Here is a 14,466-nt window from a genome sequence, read left to right as displayed (position 1 = left end):
GAAAAGTTAAAGGGAAGCAGAAAGGGGAGTGGCCGCGGCAGTGGCGGGAGCCGCGTAGAAGCGCCGCACCACCGCATACAGCAGCAGCCCCATCGGCCCAAACAGAAACGTGAGCAGCAGGCACGGCACCAGCAGCAGGTGCGGTACGCCGCGCCGCCGCGCATCCAGGCTTTCCCAGATACCAATGCTCAGATCGAAGCACAGGTAGTGCACCCAGCCGGCCAGCAGTGCCCAGGGGTTGCGAAACAGCAGGGCCACGTCAGCCAGCGAGTTGAAGCCACCTTCCGTGGCGTGCTGGCCCAGGTAGTGGCCGCTAATCAGCAGGGTATAAGCTACGGCCAGCAGCAAGGGCAGCGCCCCGCTGAGTACGAGACGGCGCGTGATGCCCCAGCGCGGCGCCAGTACCAGCAGCGCCCAACCCAGCAGCGCTACGGGGTTGGCGAGGGCAAACAGAAAGTCGGGGGTGAGTGCCATGGCAGTGGGGCTTGGATGATGCTCCGAAGATACCAGCCGGCAGGCCCGGGCCGAAGCGCAAACTGGGTGAACCGGCCGCCGGCCGGGGCGAAGCGGCGCCGGCGCCAAGGCGAAGCGGAGCCCGCAATTTGCGCGGGGCGGCAACCACGCGGGCCGGGGGCCGTACCTTTGCGCCGTGGTAGCATTGCATACAATCGGATTCAGGCACTGGGCGCGGGCGCTGGGCGTGCTGCTGCTCGGCGGCGCCGGGGCCCTGCCCGCGCTGGCCGCCGCCGCCCCTTTTCCCGCCGCCGACGACTCGGTGAGCGTGCGGCACCCGCACCGCCGGCCGGTGTTTCAGCTGGACATTCGCAACTCCATCATCAACCACCGCCTGGTAACCATTCCGGGCCTGAAGCTGGGCGTGGAATGGCGCGGCCGGCTGCGCACCGGGTTGGGCGTGTACCTGCTCAGCAACGGCATCCCGTCGCGCCAGCCCATTCCCTCGGAATTGCCGGCCGCTACCAGTTCGGAGCTGCGGCTGCGCTATGTGGCCGCCTACGGTGAGTATGTGGTGCTGGGCAACCCGCGCTGGGAAATCGCCACCCAGCTGCAGCTGGGCGTGGGCAAAACCTACGCCCGCTACGCCCTGCCCGACGGCGCCGTAATTCGCTCGCCCAAGAAAGTCATCTGGCTGGCCGAGCCCTCGCTGACCGGGCAGATGCGGGTGTACCGCTGGCTGGCGCTGGGCGCGGGGGCCGGCTGGCGCCAGCCCATGTTCGTAAACAAGTTTACGGAGCGCGAGCTCAACGGCCCGGTGTTCTACGGCCGCGTCAAGCTCTCCCTCGGCGACGTGTACAAGGTAATGCGCGGCCGTCAGCGCCTATTCACCCAGCAGGGCCTGCGCCGCGCCGACTGGTAGCGGTTTAATGGATAAATGGCTGCATTGTTGAATGGCTGGCCGTTCTACTGAGTGTAGTAGAACGGCCAGCCATTCAACAATGCAGCCATTTAACAGGTAATTCGTCTGCTTACTGCTTGTTCACGTTTACGCCTTGTGAGGAGCGCAGGCGGCGCAGCATGAAGAACTGCTCTTTGTTGCGGGCGCTGCCCGAGTTGATGTCGCCGTACACCTGCACCACGTCCCAGCCCAGGGAGCCCATGTAGTTGAGGGCGCTGATGTGGGTGGCGAAAACCTGCAGCTTGCCGGCTTCCATTTTGGAGAGCGAGCCGCCGCCCAGCTTCTCGGGGCCGTAGCCGAAATCGGCGAATACGTCGGCGCCCTTCAGGTGTAGCTCGCAGTACTCGTAGCGCGCTGCGTCGGGGGCGGTTTGGGCGCGGGCGGCCGGGGCGGCCAGCAGCAGAATCAGCAGCAGGAAAAGTGCGGAGAAGTATTTCATGCGGTTTGGTTGGTTGGGGATGTTGGTGAGTAGAGCAAAAAGAACGTCGTTTCGAAAAAGAACGTCATGCTGAGCTTGTCGAAGCATTTCTACCGCTTCGTATGAAAAGCATTGCAACGAAGCGGTAGAGATGCTTCGACAAGCTCAGCATGACAGTTACTACACTAGCGAGATGCTTCGGCTGCGCCTCTGCATGACGTTCTCTTTACAGAATGACGTTCTATTGGGGCGGACGTGCTAGTTGTAGTTCGGGAGCAGGCGGTATTTGCGGCCGTATTCCAGCATCTGCTGGGCGAAGTCGGTGGGGTATTCCACTTTCACATCCACGATTTTGCCGCCGTCCAGCACTGGCACCAGCTTGGGCTGAATGAAGCCGGCGTAGGGCGCAATGTTGAGCTTGGCGTAGCGGGCCAACACTTCCTTGTGCAGCACGGGGTCCACCTTCACGCCGTAGGTTTCGATGAGGGCCTTGCCGGCGGCGTAGTCGCCCTCGCTGGTGATGCGCTGCAGCTCGCGCAGCAGCTGCCCGAACAGGCCGCGCAGCTTCTCGTAGTCGTTCACGCGGAAGTAGGTTTTGCCGTCGCGGGTCACGCGTTCAATCACCTTGTCTTTCTGGCCTTTCTCGAAAGCCCACTTGGCCACCATCTGGCGGTTGCGCATGTGGGCTTCCTCCACGGTTTCGCCGGGCTGCAGGCGCACCAGCTGGGTCATCAGGCCGTTGCGGATGTAGTTGTCGTACTCGGCCTTGGCCAGCTCGCCGCCGGCCGGCACCACGCCCAGTTGCACCAGCTTGGCATCGGGCAGATAGTAGAGGGCCACCAGGTCGGCGCGGGCTTCTTCCAGCGCTGAGGCGTAGCTTTTCAGGGTTTCCTTGGGCGTGCCCACGCCCTTGTTGATCTGGCCCGACGCGTGCCCGATTACCTCGTGCATGTCGGTGTGGAGCTTGCCGGCCATGCCTGCGAACTGCCGGGCGCGCTGCATTTCGGCTTCATCGAAAGCAAACTCGTCGAGCATCCCGCCGGCATCGGCCAGGCCGTAGGCGTCCACGATGTTGCCCAGGTTCACCGACTTCGAGCCGTGCTCTTTGCGAATCCAGGTGGCGTTGGGTAGGTTGATGCCGATGGGCGTGGCGGGGGCGGCGTCGCCGGCTTCCACCACGGCCGTAATCACCTTAGCCGTGATGCCCACCACGTTCTGCTTTTTGTGCTCGGGCTTGATGGGGGAGTTGTCCTCGAACCACTGGGCCTCGTCGCCGATGGCCTGGATACGCTTGGTGGCCTCCAGGTCCTTGAACGACACCACCGACTCGTAGCTGGCGCGGTAGCCGAGCGGGTCGCCGTAGACTTCAATGAAGCCGTTTACCACGTCGGTGCGGCTTTTGGTGTCGTGCACCCAGGCAATGTTGTACTCGTCCCATACCTTCAGGTCGCCGGTCTGGTAGAACTGCACCAGCTTCTGCAGGGCCAGCTTCTGCTCGGGGTTTTCGGCCACTGCCACGGCCTTGTTCAGCCAGAACACCACCTGCGAGAGGGCTTTGTCGTAGAGGCCGTCGGTCATCCATTTGCGCTCCTGCAGCTGGCCTTGCTTGTCTTTCACGAGGCGCGAGTTGAGGCCGTAGGATATGGGCTGCGGGTCCTGGGGGTTGATTTTGCGCTTGTAGTAGGCTTCCACCTCGGCTTGGCTCACGCCCTGGTAGAAGTTCATGGCAGAGGTCTTTACCAGGTCTTTACCAGCCTCCTGGTTGACGCGCTTGGGCGCCACCGCGGGGTCGAACAGAATGGTCGTCATCGAACCCAGAAACTTCGTGACGCTCTCATTGGGCTCCAGTGGCAGCTGCTTGGCATCGACGGCAAAAATCAGCTCCCGGAAGTAAGCCGGCGTGCACTCGGGCAGCATCTTGCGGGTGCTGTAGTGGTGGTGGATGCCGTTCGAGAACCACACGCGCTTGGCGTAGGTGGCAAACTTGGTGGCCTGGTCCAGCTCGCGCGGGTTGGTGCTGGCGGTGCGGCGCTGCTCATTGGCGGTCCACAGGGCCTGCAATGTGCGCAACACCCGCAGGTTGTGGCGGTAGTTTTGGTCGTAGATGATTTCGCGTCCGCTCAGCGCCGCTTCATACAGGTAGTAAAGCAGCTCTTTCTGTTGGGCTTCCAGCGTCTCGAAGCCGGGCACCTGATAGCGCAGCACGCGCAGATCGGCAAACTGCTCGGCTACCACCTGAAACGGTGGGGCGGCCGGCACGGCAGCCGGAGCCGGCGCAACCGGCGCCACCGCAGCGGCCGCGCCCAGCTGGCTGACGGCCTCGGTGGTAGCATTGCCGACGGCAGTGGTAGGGGTAGTGGTGGTGCTGGCTGTGGTGGCACAGCCGCCCACCAACTGGCTGGCCAGCAACAAGGCCGCTACGGAAACTTGGGTACGCTTCATTGATTGGGTGCAGAATAGGAACTTGCACAAATCAACGGATAATTTCACATAATTAATATTGGCGCTAGCCCGCTACCGGCCGCCCACACCCGGCGCGGGCGCGAGGCCGCGGACGGTACTCAGCCGGTCGAGCTTGCCCGAGGCGGTGGTGCGGAACTGCGGCACGTACACCATGTCGCGGGGCACTTCGTACTTGTCGAGGCGCTGGCTGAGCAGGGCCAGAAGCTGCTGCTGCTGCTGCGGGCGCAGGGCCGCGCCTTCCAGAAACGCCGTTACCTGCTCGCCCAGGCGCGGGTCGGGGCGGCCGGCCACGAAGGCGCGGCGGCCCAGCCCCAGCTCCGTGAGGGCCACTTCCAGCACCAGTTCCACCTTCTCGGCCTGCACCTTCACGCCGCCGCTGTTAATCACGAAGTCGGCGCGGCCCAGCCACTCAAAGCGGTGGCCGTCGTCGGAAAGCGTTATCCGGTCGTTGGTGATGATGAGCTGGTCGAGGGTGACGTCGGCGCGGGCGGTGAGGCAGCCGCGCGCATCCTGCCCGACGTGGATGCCGGGCAGCACGCGGTAAGTGGTCTGCACGTCGGGGCCGTTGAGGCGGCGCAGGGCAATGTGCGAGGCGGTTTCGGTCATGCCGTACGTCACGTACACCGGCACTTTTAGCTTCCGGATTTCGGTTTCGAGGCTGCGCTCCACGGCCGCGCCGCCCACCAGAATGCCTTTCATGCGGTTGAGGCGCGGGGCGTGGCCGGCATCGAGCACGGTGCGCAGCTGCAGCGGCACGAAGGAGGTGAAGTCGAACTCGGCGCCGGCTGGCACCAGCGCCAGCGGGTCGGCGTGGGGCTCCACGATGGTCAGGTGCATGCGCCGCTCCAGGCCGCGCACCAGCATCATCAGGCCGCCCACAAACTCGCAGTTCAGGCACACCAGCAGCCGGTCGCCGGGGCCTAGGTCGAAGTAGTCGCCGGTGCGGCGGGCCGAGGCTTCCAGCTGCCGCCGCTTCATCTGCACCAGCTGGGGCTTGCCCGTGGAGCCTGAGGTACGCAGGCCGAACTCCTGGGCGCCGTTCAGCCACTGCCGCACAAAGTCCAGTACGCGGGCCTCGTAGCCGTTCAGGTCCTGCGGCGAGTTGGCCGGATACTGCTGAATATCGGCGTAGCGGAACTCGCGGCCGTTGAGCAGGAGAGAATCGGGCAGAAGCAGGTCGGCGGAGGTAGCGGAAGTATTCATAGAGGAAAAAGGCCTTGGCAGCATCAGCGTAGCAGCCAGCGTTGGTATTTCTTGGCGGAAGGAGCCGTAGCCAGGCACAAGACCAGCACCAATAGCCCGGCGCTGGCCAGCTGCCACCAGGTGCGGGTCAGGGAATAGCCGATAAGCAGCGGCAAGCTTAGCAAATTCAGCAGACTGTTGCGCAAAATCAGGCGGCTTTTGTAGATGCGCAGATTTTCTTCGGCCAGCCGGCGCAGGTTAGGGCGGAGCCGGCGGGCCGTGGCATAAAGTAGCGCGGCTACCATTGGCAGCAGCACGCCCAAACCCAGTAGCGCGGGCCAGGTGGCCAGTCGGGGCTCGGGGCCGGCCCCGGCCGGGCTTAGCTGCCGGCCGGCGGCCAGCACCACGGCGGCCATCAGCAGAGCCTGCGCCGGGAAATGCAGCCAGTGTAGCCGCCTAATGCGCTGGATGGCCAGGTGAAAATCGGGGTTGTTCATAGTGTAGCGCGGGCAGGGACTGGCACCTTGCCGGGTGCAAAGTGCCGGGGCAAGCTTCCGGCGTGGGCTGCGGGCCGCTACAGTGGCTGCCCACCGCGCCCGAACACAACCACCATTGCCCGCAAAACTCCCTGAGGTGTGCGAGGAATTATGCTGCGCGCCTGGTTGCAGACCAGAAAAAAAGGTATATTAAGTGGCAGGCTTATACTTTTTGCTTCTGCCATGACCACTGCCGCCCCCAACCCGTTTGCCCTGGTCAAAACCGTCGTGCTCCGACGCTGCATCACGCTGCGCCACTACCTCGACGCTACCAAAACCGGTACCCGCGCCTTGCGCGAAGCCCGCAAACAGCGCAAGCGGCAGGAAAAGGATGCCCGGCTGCGCGACTTCTTCGGCTGGTGCAGCGGCTGCGAAGCCTATGGGTCGATATTCTGAGGCCTGCGAGCAACCGTAGCAAGACGCGCAGTACGCTTATCTAAAACGATAGAAATGCTTCAGCAAGCTTATGCTGAAGGCAGGACAGACTGCTGCCAATAGTTCTCTAAATATCCTTCAGGCAGCTGCGGTGTCTACTTGGACTTCGTGGGCTCTGGTAGAAGACGGAAGTAAGTTGCTTTAAACCGGTTGTCAACCACTGAGCCTTGCACTTCGGCTTTGCGCACCGTGTTGCAGAAGCCGTTATCGGCATGCGCGTCGCCGTGCGAGTCGATGGTGGTGCCATCTACAAAATATGCCTTCCCATCCATGCGGATAGCCAAGTCGCAGTCTTTGCCCTTCAGTCCAAACCGGCATTGGCCACAGGACGCATCCACCTGCAACACCGGTACGGCTGGGTTAGGAGCAGCCATGCTCGAAGTTGGGCCTGATACCGATTGGGCGCGTAGCTCAGGTGAAGTGGCCAGCAGCAAAAGCAGCGAGAGCAGCAAAGGGAGGACGTTTTTCATTGTGGAAGGGAAATGAGGCCTGTTGAGAAAGATAGGCATTAAGCGCGGCAAGCGTCCGTATTTTCTGCGGCTATTTCACAACAGCAGTCCAAAAGTGTTCAGCCACTATGTGAGAAGCGGTTATGCCGAGAGAAGGACGGTTGACGTCATCATCGTCAGGTAATAGTTGGTGCAATGAACGGCAATCAGCAAGAGCACATGCTTGGCAGCCAGCGCTTCAAAATCCTCGTTGCTGCTGATAGTGTAGTCGTAGTTGGCGCTGTTCCATCTGAAGTCGGGCCGGATCAGTAGGAGTTGTTGATCGGCTTTGTTCAGCAAAACGTACTCGTTTTTCAGCAGCGAGCGGCTTTTCAGAACGAAGGTCTGGTTCACGCCGCCCATCCGGGACTTCAGCAGAATATTGCCGTTCCAGTGCATCTTGAAGCTCAGTAGTACTTCACCCTGCTCTTTCAGCTCGATGGTGGTGCCCCAGAAACCCTTCGGCTCGATTTGCAGAGGCGGGCTGTCGCTCAGATTTAGCAGCGCTTTAAAAGAAAACCACTCGGTGTACGTCAGCTCGCCCAGTACGGCGTCTGCTTCCCGTAGTGTGAAAGTGCGGGTAGAATGTGATTTTACCTGATAGTCAGCCATTGCGGAAAAATGAGGTTAAGACGACGAACTGTGTTGCAGGCAGCCCTGGCCGTCGCCGCGGCTCAATATAGCGCTGCCGTATCCTAAAACTGCTGTACAGCGCTTGATAAGCCACTATGCAGAATAAAAACGGCCTGCCCCAACGATGGGGCAGGCCGTTTGCTACTCGTTGATGGAGCGCCGCCGTTACGGGAACTTGGGGTACTTCGAGAAGTCGGGCTGGCGCTTCTCGATGAAGGCGTTGCGGCCTTCCTTGGCTTCCTCGGAGAGATAATAGAGCAGTGTGGCGTTGCCGGCCAGCTCCTGAATGCCAGCCTGCCCGTCGAGCTCAGCGTTGAAGCTGGATTTGAGCATGCGCAGCGCCAGCGGGCTTTTCTGTAGGATTTTGTGGCACCAAGCCACGGTGGTTTCCTCCAGCTTGTCCAGCGGCACCACTTTGTTCACGAGGCCCATGTCGAGGGCTTCCTGCGCGTCGTACTGGTCGCAGAGGAACCAGATTTCGCGGGCCTTCTTCTGGCCCACCACGCGGGCGAGGTAGGAGGCACCGAAGCCGCCGTCGAACGAACCCACGTTCGGGCCGGTCTGGCCGAAACGGGCGTTTTCGGCGGCTATGCTTAGGTCGCAGACTACGTGCAGCACGTGGCCGCCCCCGATGGCCCAGCCGGCCACCATAGCCACCACCGGCTTCGGGATGGAGCGGATGATTTTCTGGAGCTCCAGCACGTTCAGGCGGGGCACGGTGTCCTCGCCCACGTAGCCGCCGTGGCCGCGCACGCTCTGGTCGCCGCCCGAGCAAAAGGCCTTGCCACCCTCACCCGTGAGGATGATGACGCCGATATCGGTGCGGTCCTGGCAGATGCGCATGGCCTCAATCATCTCCTGCACCGTGAGCGGCGTGAAGGCATTGTGGACCTGCGGGCGGTTGATGCTGATTTTGGCGATGCCTCCGTGCTGGGTGAAGAGGATTTCGCGGAACTCCTTGATCGGAGTCCAAGTGAGTTGTTCTGACATAGAAAGAACTGGTTTAGAACACCGCGAAACACTGCGTCAACACTGCGAAACACTGCGAGAAAAGTCGTTGTATGCTATTTCTCGCAGTGTTTCGCAGTGTTGACGCAGTGTTTCGCAGTGTCGTTCACGAGGAAAAAGAAGTGCGGACCAAGGCCCGGTAGTGTTCAAAAAAGTCGGCGTTGGTGGCGCTGTCGGTGGTGATTTCGAGCAGCGCCGCGCCGGTTTCGGCTGCAAAGAAAACCGGTAACGCCGACTCTAGTTCAGCAAATGTGGAAACGGCGAAATAGCGCAGCCCAAAATCCCGGGCCGTATTCTCGGCGCGCAGCGGCTGCCGCGTCTCGAAGAACTCCTCCAGCTCGGGCTGCTGGCGGGGCCCGTCGATGAGCCGGAAAATGCCGCCCGCGTGGTTGTTGAGCAGCACCACGCGCAGATTGGGCATAGGGTAGTTGTGCCAGAAAGCGTTGCGGTCATAGAAGAAGGCCACGTCGCCGGTGAGCAGCACCACCGGCCGGCCGGGCTGGGCCAGGGCCGCGCCCACGGCCGTGCTGGTGCAGCCATCGATGCCGCTGGTGCCGCGGTTGGCGAATATTTCCACGGTGCGGCCGGCCGGCACCCCCAGGATGTTGGCGTAGCGCACGGCCATGCTGTTGGCCAGGTGCAGCGCTGTGCGGTCGGGGAGGTGCTGCAGGGCGTGGTAGATGGCCGTGAATTCGTTGAACGGCTGGTTGGGCTGCTGTATGAAGTCCTGCAGGAAGTTCGTGGCCCAGCTTTCGGCGGCCAGCCAGGGCTTGAGGTACGCTGCTTTGGCCGGGTCGGCGTCCGGCGTGGGCCAGCTCAGCCGCACCGGCTCGCCTAGCGGCTGCGGGCGTGAGGCTACGCGGGTGGCGTCGGCTCTGGCAATGATGGATGACGCAGACGGTTCGAATCCCTGCGGCTTCACGTTTGTGGTGGGTCCAACTGGAATCGAACGAGTAGCCTGTTCTTGGTGAGCGGTTTCGTGCGGATGTACACTGACTTCACTCAGCGCTGCAAAAAAATCCACCGGCTCCATCCGCACCACTTTGGTCAGCGACTGGAACGTGTCGGCTACGGCGCCGGCGGGCTGGATGTGCCAATGCTGGGCCGGCTTGGCGTTGCGCAGGTAGAGCTTGAGGGCCTTGGAAATCAGCGACTGGCCGAAGGTGATGAGCAGCTCCGGCTTCAGGGCTTCTTTCAGGCCCGGCTCCGGCACGGCCATAAACACGTCCTGGCGGCCCAGCGGGCGCAGGCGCTGGTCGTAGCCGGCGGCAGCGGGCAGGTGCAGGTTGGCAATCAGGTCGCCGACGACGGGCACGTGGTGGGTGGCGGCAAACTGCTGCAGCGCCAGCAGCAGCTCGGTGTCGGCGGGGTGCTGGCCGGCTACCACCAGCACGCGGCTGGTGCGCTGGACGGCGTCGCGCAACTCGTGTAGCACGGCGGCCGGCAGCTGGGGACGGCCGGGCAGCTCGCGCGTCACCTTCACCGGGCCAAACTGCAACTCCTCGCCCTGCTTAGGATAGAACGGCTCCCGCAGCGGCACATTCACCTGCACCGGCCCGGCCGGAAACTGCTGCGCCAGCCCAATTGCCTCGCTCACAATCCGCGTGGCGTGCCACTGGGCATCGGCGTGCGCGGTGTCGGCCGGAAACGTGAACGAGCCTTTGGCGTGGGCTCCGTACAGGTCGGTTTGCCGGATGGTCTGGCCATCAAGCTGATCAATCCATTCCGGTGGCCGGTCGGCCGTGAACAGCACCAGCGGAATCTGCTGAAAGTAGGCCTCGGCTACGGCGGGCGCATAGTTGAGGCCGGCCGTGCCGGAGGTGCACACCAGCGCCACCGCCCGCCGCTGCGCCTGCGCCAGACCCAGGGCAATAAAGGCCGCCGCCCGCTCATCGGGTACCGTGCGTACCGCAATACCCGGGTGGCGCGCAAAGGCAATGGTGAGCGGCGCGCACCGGCTGCCCGGCGAGAGTACCACGTCGGTGATGCCCAGCTGCGCGCAGATTTCGGGGATGTTATGGACGGCTTGCATAGTCAGTAACACCAGGCTCCAGCCTGGTGAGTCGGTGAACGGTGTGCGTTGAACAGCTGACGGGCCGAGACGTTCAACGAGTCACCAAGCTGGAGCTTGGCGTTACTTCAGAATAGCGCCTACGGTGCGCAGCTTTAGTTCGGTTTCCTGCCACTCGCGGGCTGGGTCGGAGTCGACGGTGAGGCCGGTGCCGGCGTAGAGGATGGCCTCGGTGGGCCGCAGCTGCAGGCAGCGCAGGTTCACGTAGAGGCGGGCCACGCCGGCGTCGGGCAGGTTTACGGGGCCCAGAAAGCCGCTGTAGTAGGCCCGGTCGTAGCCTTCGTGGCGGGCAATGAAGTCGAGAGCTGCCTGCCGGGGCATGCCGCCCACGGCCGACGTAGGGTGCAGCAGCCGCAGCATATCGGTGCCCAGCGTGGCAAACGGCACCTTGCGCAGGTCCACGGCAAAGTCGGTGCGCAGGTGCAGCACCTCACCGGCGGCCACGGTGCGCGGGCCGGTTTCCTGGTACTCGCGCAGCCGCAGCTGCTTGAAGCAGTTGACGATGTAGCGCGCCACCAGGGCCTGTTCCTCGATTTCCTTCTGCCGCCAGATAGCCTCGCTGGGCCGATGCCCCGGCAGCAGCGGCTGCGTGCCGGCCAGCGCCATCGTCCGGAATATGCCGTCGGCCCCCACTTCGGCCAGCACCTCGGGCGTCGCGCCCAGCCAGGTGCCCACGCCCGGCGCACTCACCACCGAGACAAAGGCGTTGGGGTAGCGCGCCTGCAGCTCCTCGAAGGCCTGCAGAGCATCAAACCCCGCCGGCAGCTCCCGCCGCACGGCCCGGCTGCTCACCACTTTCTGCACCTGTCCGCTGGTGATGGCCGCCACGCCGGCTGTCACCAGCGCCTCATACTCAGGCTGCGAGGCCGCCGCCGGGGCGGGCTGCGGGCTCACGTGCCAGGGCAAAGCGGCCGCCGGGGCCAGCGCCATAAACTGCTGCCGCAGAGCTGGCAGCCGCGCCGCCGCCGTGCTGCTGACCTGGATTTCGTCGGGCTGGGCCAGATCAAAAAACAGGTCAGCCGGCAGAAACAGCGGCGGGTTGTGGTCGGAATCCTGGAAGGGGAAGAAGGCGAAACCGGCCGGTGCGGTAGGCTCCAGCGCGGGTGGCAGCCCCACATAGGCCGCTTCTACCCGCAAACTCAGGCATAGTTGGGCGTGCGCGGCGCCCGGCAGCCGCCACAGCGCCACGGGCCGCCCGCTGCTTAGCGCCAGCGCCACCAACTGGCGTTGGCGGGCGGCTGGGGCCAAGTCGGGGTGCCAGGAAAGGCGCTGCAGGCTGCTCACGCGGCCGGGTTTTGGGGGCCGCCCGGCAGGTCGATGACGGCCATGGTAATGCGGCTGACGCACACCAGCACGCCGGTTTCTTCGTGCGTGATGCGGATTTCCCACACCTGCGTGCTGCGGCCCACGTGCAGGGCCGTGGCGTGGCCCACCACGTAGCCCGAATGCACGCCTTTGAGGTGGTTGGCGTTGATTTCCAGCCCGACACACGCTTTTGTGCGTACGTCTACCTGCAGTTGCGCCCCAATGCTGCCCAGCGTTTCGGCCAGCGCCACGGAGGCGCCGCCGTGCAACAGGCCCATGGGCTGGTGCGTGCGGCGGTCGACGGGCATGCGGCCGGTGAGGCTCCGCTCTCCCACGGCTGTTATTTCAATCCCCAGTTGCTCGCCCAGCGTGTTGCGGCACAAGGCGTTGAGCTGAGCCAGGTCGGAGGAAAGGCGTTCGGAATTCATTAGCGAGGGGAAATAGGACGCGGATGCGGATTTCGGGGCCTGAAAGGCTACTTTTGACCCCATAAACAGCAAAGCTAGCGGGAAAGTGAGCGTCAAAAAAATATACCTCATTCGGCACGGCCAGACCGACTTCAACGTGCGCGGCATCGTGCAGGGCAGCGGCATCGACTCCAGCCTCAACGCCACCGGCCACCAGCAGGCCGGGCGCTTCCACGCGGCCTACGCCCACCTGCCCTTCGACCGGGTGTATACCTCGGCGCTGCGCCGCACCCACCAGTCGGTGCAGGGCTTCCTCGACCAGCAGCTGCCCCACGAGCAGCACGTGGCCCTCAACGAAATCAGTTGGGGCACCCGCGAAGGCACCCGGATTTCGCCCGAGGAAGACGAGGAGTACTACGGCGTGCTGCGCCAGTGGACGGCCGGCAACACCGCCGCCCGCCTGCCCGGCGGCGAAAGCCCCGACGAAGTGGCCGCCCGCCAGCGCCCGTTTATTGAGCTGCTGAAGTCGCGGCCGGCGGAGGAAACGGTGCTGGTGTGCATGCACGGCCGCGCCATGCGGGTGCTGCTGTGCCAGCTGCTCAACTACCCGCTGCGCTACATGGACGCCTTCGACCACCGCAACCTGGGTTTGTACCAGCTGCACTACTCGGGCTCGATGTTCACGGTGCGCAGCTTCCTGGACGTGGCGCATCTGCAGGAGCCCGGGTAGCAGGGGAGGGGCCGGACCGGGCGCAGCCAGCAATAATTATATTTTATAATATAGCCCGCCGGCGCGGCCGGCCGGGCTGTGTATTTCAGTTTTCCGAGAAAAATTATGCTTGTTCATTATCCTATGAAATATGGGCGTAACGCTACTGTACGCAGGAAAGAAGGCTGGCAGGGAGGATTAACGGTCGAGCTGCATTTTGTTTAGCAATAACAACTTGTAACTTACTCGCAACAAGTAATAGGCAGCGCGTGTGCTGTCTGCCCGAAAGTGGTAAAGTCCGGACGGCTCCCTGGAGCTGCTGCTTTCTGCCGTCCTGAACGCAGATGCAGGTGCCGCCCGGAAAAACGCAATTCTGTTTCCCATCCCATTCCTGACACTATGCTATCCAGACGTGCCTTTGTAAAGTCCGCTTCCGTGCTCTCCGCCGGCGTACTGGCTGCTCCCGCTTTGCTGGCTAAGGGCCAGACCGACATCGGGCTGCAGCTCTATACGCTGCGGGAGGCTATGCAGAAAGACCCGGTGGGCACGCTGGCGCAAGTAGCCAAGCTGGGCTACACCACCGTGGAAGGCGCCACCTACACGGGTAGCCTGAAGTATTATGACATGACGCCGGCGGCGTTTGCCCAGGCCCTCAAAAAAGCCGGTTTGCGGATGCCCAGCAGCCATTATCTGCTGGGTGAGCAGCAGAACAACGGCCAGCCCACGGCCGGCACCATCCTGCACGGCTGGGACAAGGCCGTGGACGACGCGGCCGAAGTGGGCATCAAGTACATGGTGTGCGCCTGGCTAACCGAGTCGGAGCGCGGTAGCCTCGACCACTACAAACTGCTGGCCGAGCGCCTGAACAAGGCCGGTGAGCGGTGCAAAAAGGCCGGCATCCAGCTCTGCTACCACAACCACGACTTCGAGTTTATGGCCCAGGACGGCAAGCTGCCCTACGACGTGCTGCTCAGCACCGATAAGGACCTGGTGAAGATGGAGCTGGACCTGTACTGGGCCACCAAGGCCGGCCACGACCCGGTGGCCCTGTTCAGCAAGCATCCCGGCCGCTTCCCGCTCTGGCATGTGAAGGACATGGCCAAGACGCCGCCGCACAGTTTCACGGAAGTCGGCAACGGCTCCATCGACTTCAAGCGCATCTTTGCCCAGGCGAAAACGTCGGGCCTCAAGCACTTCTTCGTGGAGCAGGACCAGACGCCCGGCTCCCCCTTCGACAGCATCCAGCAAAGCATCAGCTACATCAAGCGCACCTTGGTGTAGCTACCAAAAGAACGTCATGCTGAGCGGAGCGAAGCATCTCGCGTGCTGACGTTGTCAACGTAATTTGATTACCCGCTGGCGAGATTCCTCGGCTCCGCTCGGAATGACGTGCTGGT

The 14,466-nt window shown here is 63.2% G+C and carries 15 protein-coding genes; 4 read left to right on the top strand and 11 right to left on the bottom strand.

The annotated features are described in order from the left end of the window. Nucleotides 1-6 precede the first annotated feature (6 nt). Nucleotides 7-474, bottom strand: coding sequence for an ABA4-like family protein (locus O3303_RS09015; protein ID WP_269561730.1), 468 nt, complete (start codon nucleotides 472-474; stop codon nucleotides 7-9). 184 nt (nucleotides 475-658) lie between these two features. Here O3303_RS09015 and O3303_RS09010 point away from each other — a divergent pair, with 184 nt between their 5' ends. After that, on the top strand, nucleotides 659-1,375 hold the full coding sequence (locus tag O3303_RS09010) for a hypothetical protein (RefSeq protein ID WP_269561729.1): 717 nt from the start codon (nucleotides 659-661) through the stop codon (nucleotides 1,373-1,375). Nucleotides 1,376-1,484: 109 nt separating this feature from the next. Here O3303_RS09010 and O3303_RS09005 read toward each other — a convergent pair whose 3' ends face one another. The 4 genes from O3303_RS09005 to O3303_RS08990 all read right to left on the bottom strand — a co-directional run bounded on the left by O3303_RS09005 (nucleotide 1,485) and on the right by O3303_RS08990 (nucleotide 5,974). Beyond that, nucleotides 1,485-1,853 (bottom strand): hypothetical protein, encoded by a 369-nt coding sequence (locus O3303_RS09005; RefSeq protein WP_269561728.1) that lies wholly within the window; start codon nucleotides 1,851-1,853, stop codon nucleotides 1,485-1,487. Between the two features lie 237 nt (nucleotides 1,854-2,090). After that, entirely contained in the window at nucleotides 2,091-4,274 is a 2,184-nt protein-coding gene (locus O3303_RS09000) for a dipeptidyl-peptidase 3 family protein (RefSeq protein WP_269561727.1), read from the bottom strand. Nucleotides 4,275-4,346: 72 nt separating this feature from the next. Then, nucleotides 4,347-5,498 (bottom strand): AMP-binding protein, encoded by a 1,152-nt coding sequence (locus O3303_RS08995; protein ID WP_269561726.1) that lies wholly within the window; start codon nucleotides 5,496-5,498, stop codon nucleotides 4,347-4,349. Between the two features lie 23 nt (nucleotides 5,499-5,521). Then, on the bottom strand, nucleotides 5,522-5,974 hold the full coding sequence (locus O3303_RS08990; RefSeq protein WP_269561725.1) for a hypothetical protein: 453 nt from the start codon (nucleotides 5,972-5,974) through the stop codon (nucleotides 5,522-5,524). A 222-nt stretch (nucleotides 5,975-6,196) separates the two neighbouring features. Here O3303_RS08990 and O3303_RS08985 point away from each other — a divergent pair, with 222 nt between their 5' ends. Next, entirely contained in the window at nucleotides 6,197-6,409 is a 213-nt protein-coding gene (locus O3303_RS08985) for a hypothetical protein (RefSeq protein WP_269561724.1), read from the top strand. 134 nt (nucleotides 6,410-6,543) lie between these two features. Here O3303_RS08985 and O3303_RS08980 read toward each other — a convergent pair whose 3' ends face one another. The 6 genes from O3303_RS08980 to O3303_RS08955 all read right to left on the bottom strand — a co-directional run bounded on the left by O3303_RS08980 (nucleotide 6,544) and on the right by O3303_RS08955 (nucleotide 12,381). After that, on the bottom strand, nucleotides 6,544-6,918 hold the full coding sequence (locus O3303_RS08980; protein WP_269561723.1) for a DUF6370 family protein: 375 nt from the start codon (nucleotides 6,916-6,918) through the stop codon (nucleotides 6,544-6,546). 120 nt (nucleotides 6,919-7,038) lie between these two features. Continuing rightward, nucleotides 7,039-7,548, bottom strand: coding sequence for a hypothetical protein (locus O3303_RS08975; RefSeq protein WP_269561722.1), 510 nt, complete (start codon nucleotides 7,546-7,548; stop codon nucleotides 7,039-7,041). A gap of 186 nt (nucleotides 7,549-7,734) precedes the next feature. Beyond that, nucleotides 7,735-8,559 carry a 1,4-dihydroxy-2-naphthoyl-CoA synthase gene (menB, locus tag O3303_RS08970; RefSeq protein WP_269561721.1) on the bottom strand — a complete coding sequence of 275 codons (825 nt, stop codon included), beginning with the start codon at nucleotides 8,557-8,559 and terminating at the stop codon, nucleotides 7,735-7,737. A gap of 124 nt (nucleotides 8,560-8,683) precedes the next feature. Further along, nucleotides 8,684-10,609 carry a 2-succinyl-5-enolpyruvyl-6-hydroxy-3-cyclohexene-1-carboxylic-acid synthase gene (gene menD / locus O3303_RS08965; RefSeq protein WP_269561720.1) on the bottom strand — a complete coding sequence of 642 codons (1,926 nt, stop codon included), beginning with the start codon at nucleotides 10,607-10,609 and terminating at the stop codon, nucleotides 8,684-8,686. A 102-nt stretch (nucleotides 10,610-10,711) separates the two neighbouring features. Next, nucleotides 10,712-11,932 (bottom strand): chorismate-binding protein, encoded by a 1,221-nt coding sequence (locus O3303_RS08960; RefSeq protein WP_269561719.1) that lies wholly within the window; start codon nucleotides 11,930-11,932, stop codon nucleotides 10,712-10,714. After that, nucleotides 11,929-12,381 carry a hotdog fold thioesterase gene (locus O3303_RS08955; RefSeq protein WP_269561718.1) on the bottom strand — a complete coding sequence of 151 codons (453 nt, stop codon included), beginning with the start codon at nucleotides 12,379-12,381 and terminating at the stop codon, nucleotides 11,929-11,931. The genes O3303_RS08960 and O3303_RS08955 overlap by 4 nt, the downstream gene beginning before the upstream one ends. 85 nt (nucleotides 12,382-12,466) lie before the next feature. Between O3303_RS08955 and O3303_RS08950 the strand changes: the two genes are divergently transcribed. Both O3303_RS08950 and O3303_RS08945 read left to right on the top strand, forming a co-directional pair. Next, the gene (locus tag O3303_RS08950; RefSeq protein WP_269561717.1) at nucleotides 12,467-13,090 is read left to right on the top strand and encodes a histidine phosphatase family protein; all 624 of its coding nucleotides are present in this window, start codon (nucleotides 12,467-12,469) and stop codon (nucleotides 13,088-13,090) included. A gap of 378 nt (nucleotides 13,091-13,468) precedes the next feature. Next, nucleotides 13,469-14,350: a sugar phosphate isomerase/epimerase family protein gene (locus O3303_RS08945; protein ID WP_269561716.1), complete on the top strand. Its 882-nt coding sequence runs from the start codon at nucleotides 13,469-13,471 to the stop codon at nucleotides 14,348-14,350. Nucleotides 14,351-14,466: the final 116 nt, after the last annotated feature.

This window comes from Hymenobacter canadensis (genome assembly GCF_027359925.1).
Taxonomy (GTDB): Bacteria; Bacteroidota; Bacteroidia; order Cytophagales; family Hymenobacteraceae; genus Hymenobacter; species Hymenobacter canadensis.
The sequence above is the reverse complement of the archived record's forward strand: the minus strand, read 5'-3'. Positions and strand labels throughout refer to the sequence as shown.

What these genes read in the sequence shown, in the direction of transcription:
- O3303_RS08995 (WP_269561726.1), bottom strand. Translation starts at nt 5,498, where the DNA reads ATGAATACTTCCGCTACCTCCGCCGACCTGCTTCTGCCCGATTCTCTC.
- O3303_RS09005 (WP_269561728.1), bottom strand. Translation starts at nt 1,853, where the DNA reads ATGAAATACTTCTCCGCACTTTTCCTGCTGCTGATTCTGCTGCTGGCC.
- menB (WP_269561721.1), bottom strand. Translation starts at nt 8,559, where the DNA reads ATGTCAGAACAACTCACTTGGACTCCGATCAAGGAGTTCCGCGAAATC.
- O3303_RS08985 (WP_269561724.1), top strand. Translation starts at nt 6,197, where the DNA reads ATGACCACTGCCGCCCCCAACCCGTTTGCCCTGGTCAAAACCGTCGTG.
- menD (WP_269561720.1), bottom strand. Translation starts at nt 10,609, where the DNA reads ATGCAAGCCGTCCATAACATCCCCGAAATCTGCGCGCAGCTGGGCATC.
- O3303_RS08945 (WP_269561716.1), top strand. Translation starts at nt 13,469, where the DNA reads ATGCTATCCAGACGTGCCTTTGTAAAGTCCGCTTCCGTGCTCTCCGCC.
- O3303_RS08975 (WP_269561722.1), bottom strand. Translation starts at nt 7,548, where the DNA reads ATGGCTGACTATCAGGTAAAATCACATTCTACCCGCACTTTCACACTA.
- O3303_RS09015 (WP_269561730.1), bottom strand. Translation starts at nt 474, where the DNA reads ATGGCACTCACCCCCGACTTTCTGTTTGCCCTCGCCAACCCCGTAGCG.
- O3303_RS08990 (WP_269561725.1), bottom strand. Translation starts at nt 5,974, where the DNA reads ATGAACAACCCCGATTTTCACCTGGCCATCCAGCGCATTAGGCGGCTA.
- O3303_RS09000 (WP_269561727.1), bottom strand. Translation starts at nt 4,274, where the DNA reads ATGAAGCGTACCCAAGTTTCCGTAGCGGCCTTGTTGCTGGCCAGCCAG.
- O3303_RS08955 (WP_269561718.1), bottom strand. Translation starts at nt 12,381, where the DNA reads ATGAATTCCGAACGCCTTTCCTCCGACCTGGCTCAGCTCAACGCCTTG.
- O3303_RS08980 (WP_269561723.1), bottom strand. Translation starts at nt 6,918, where the DNA reads ATGAAAAACGTCCTCCCTTTGCTGCTCTCGCTGCTTTTGCTGCTGGCC.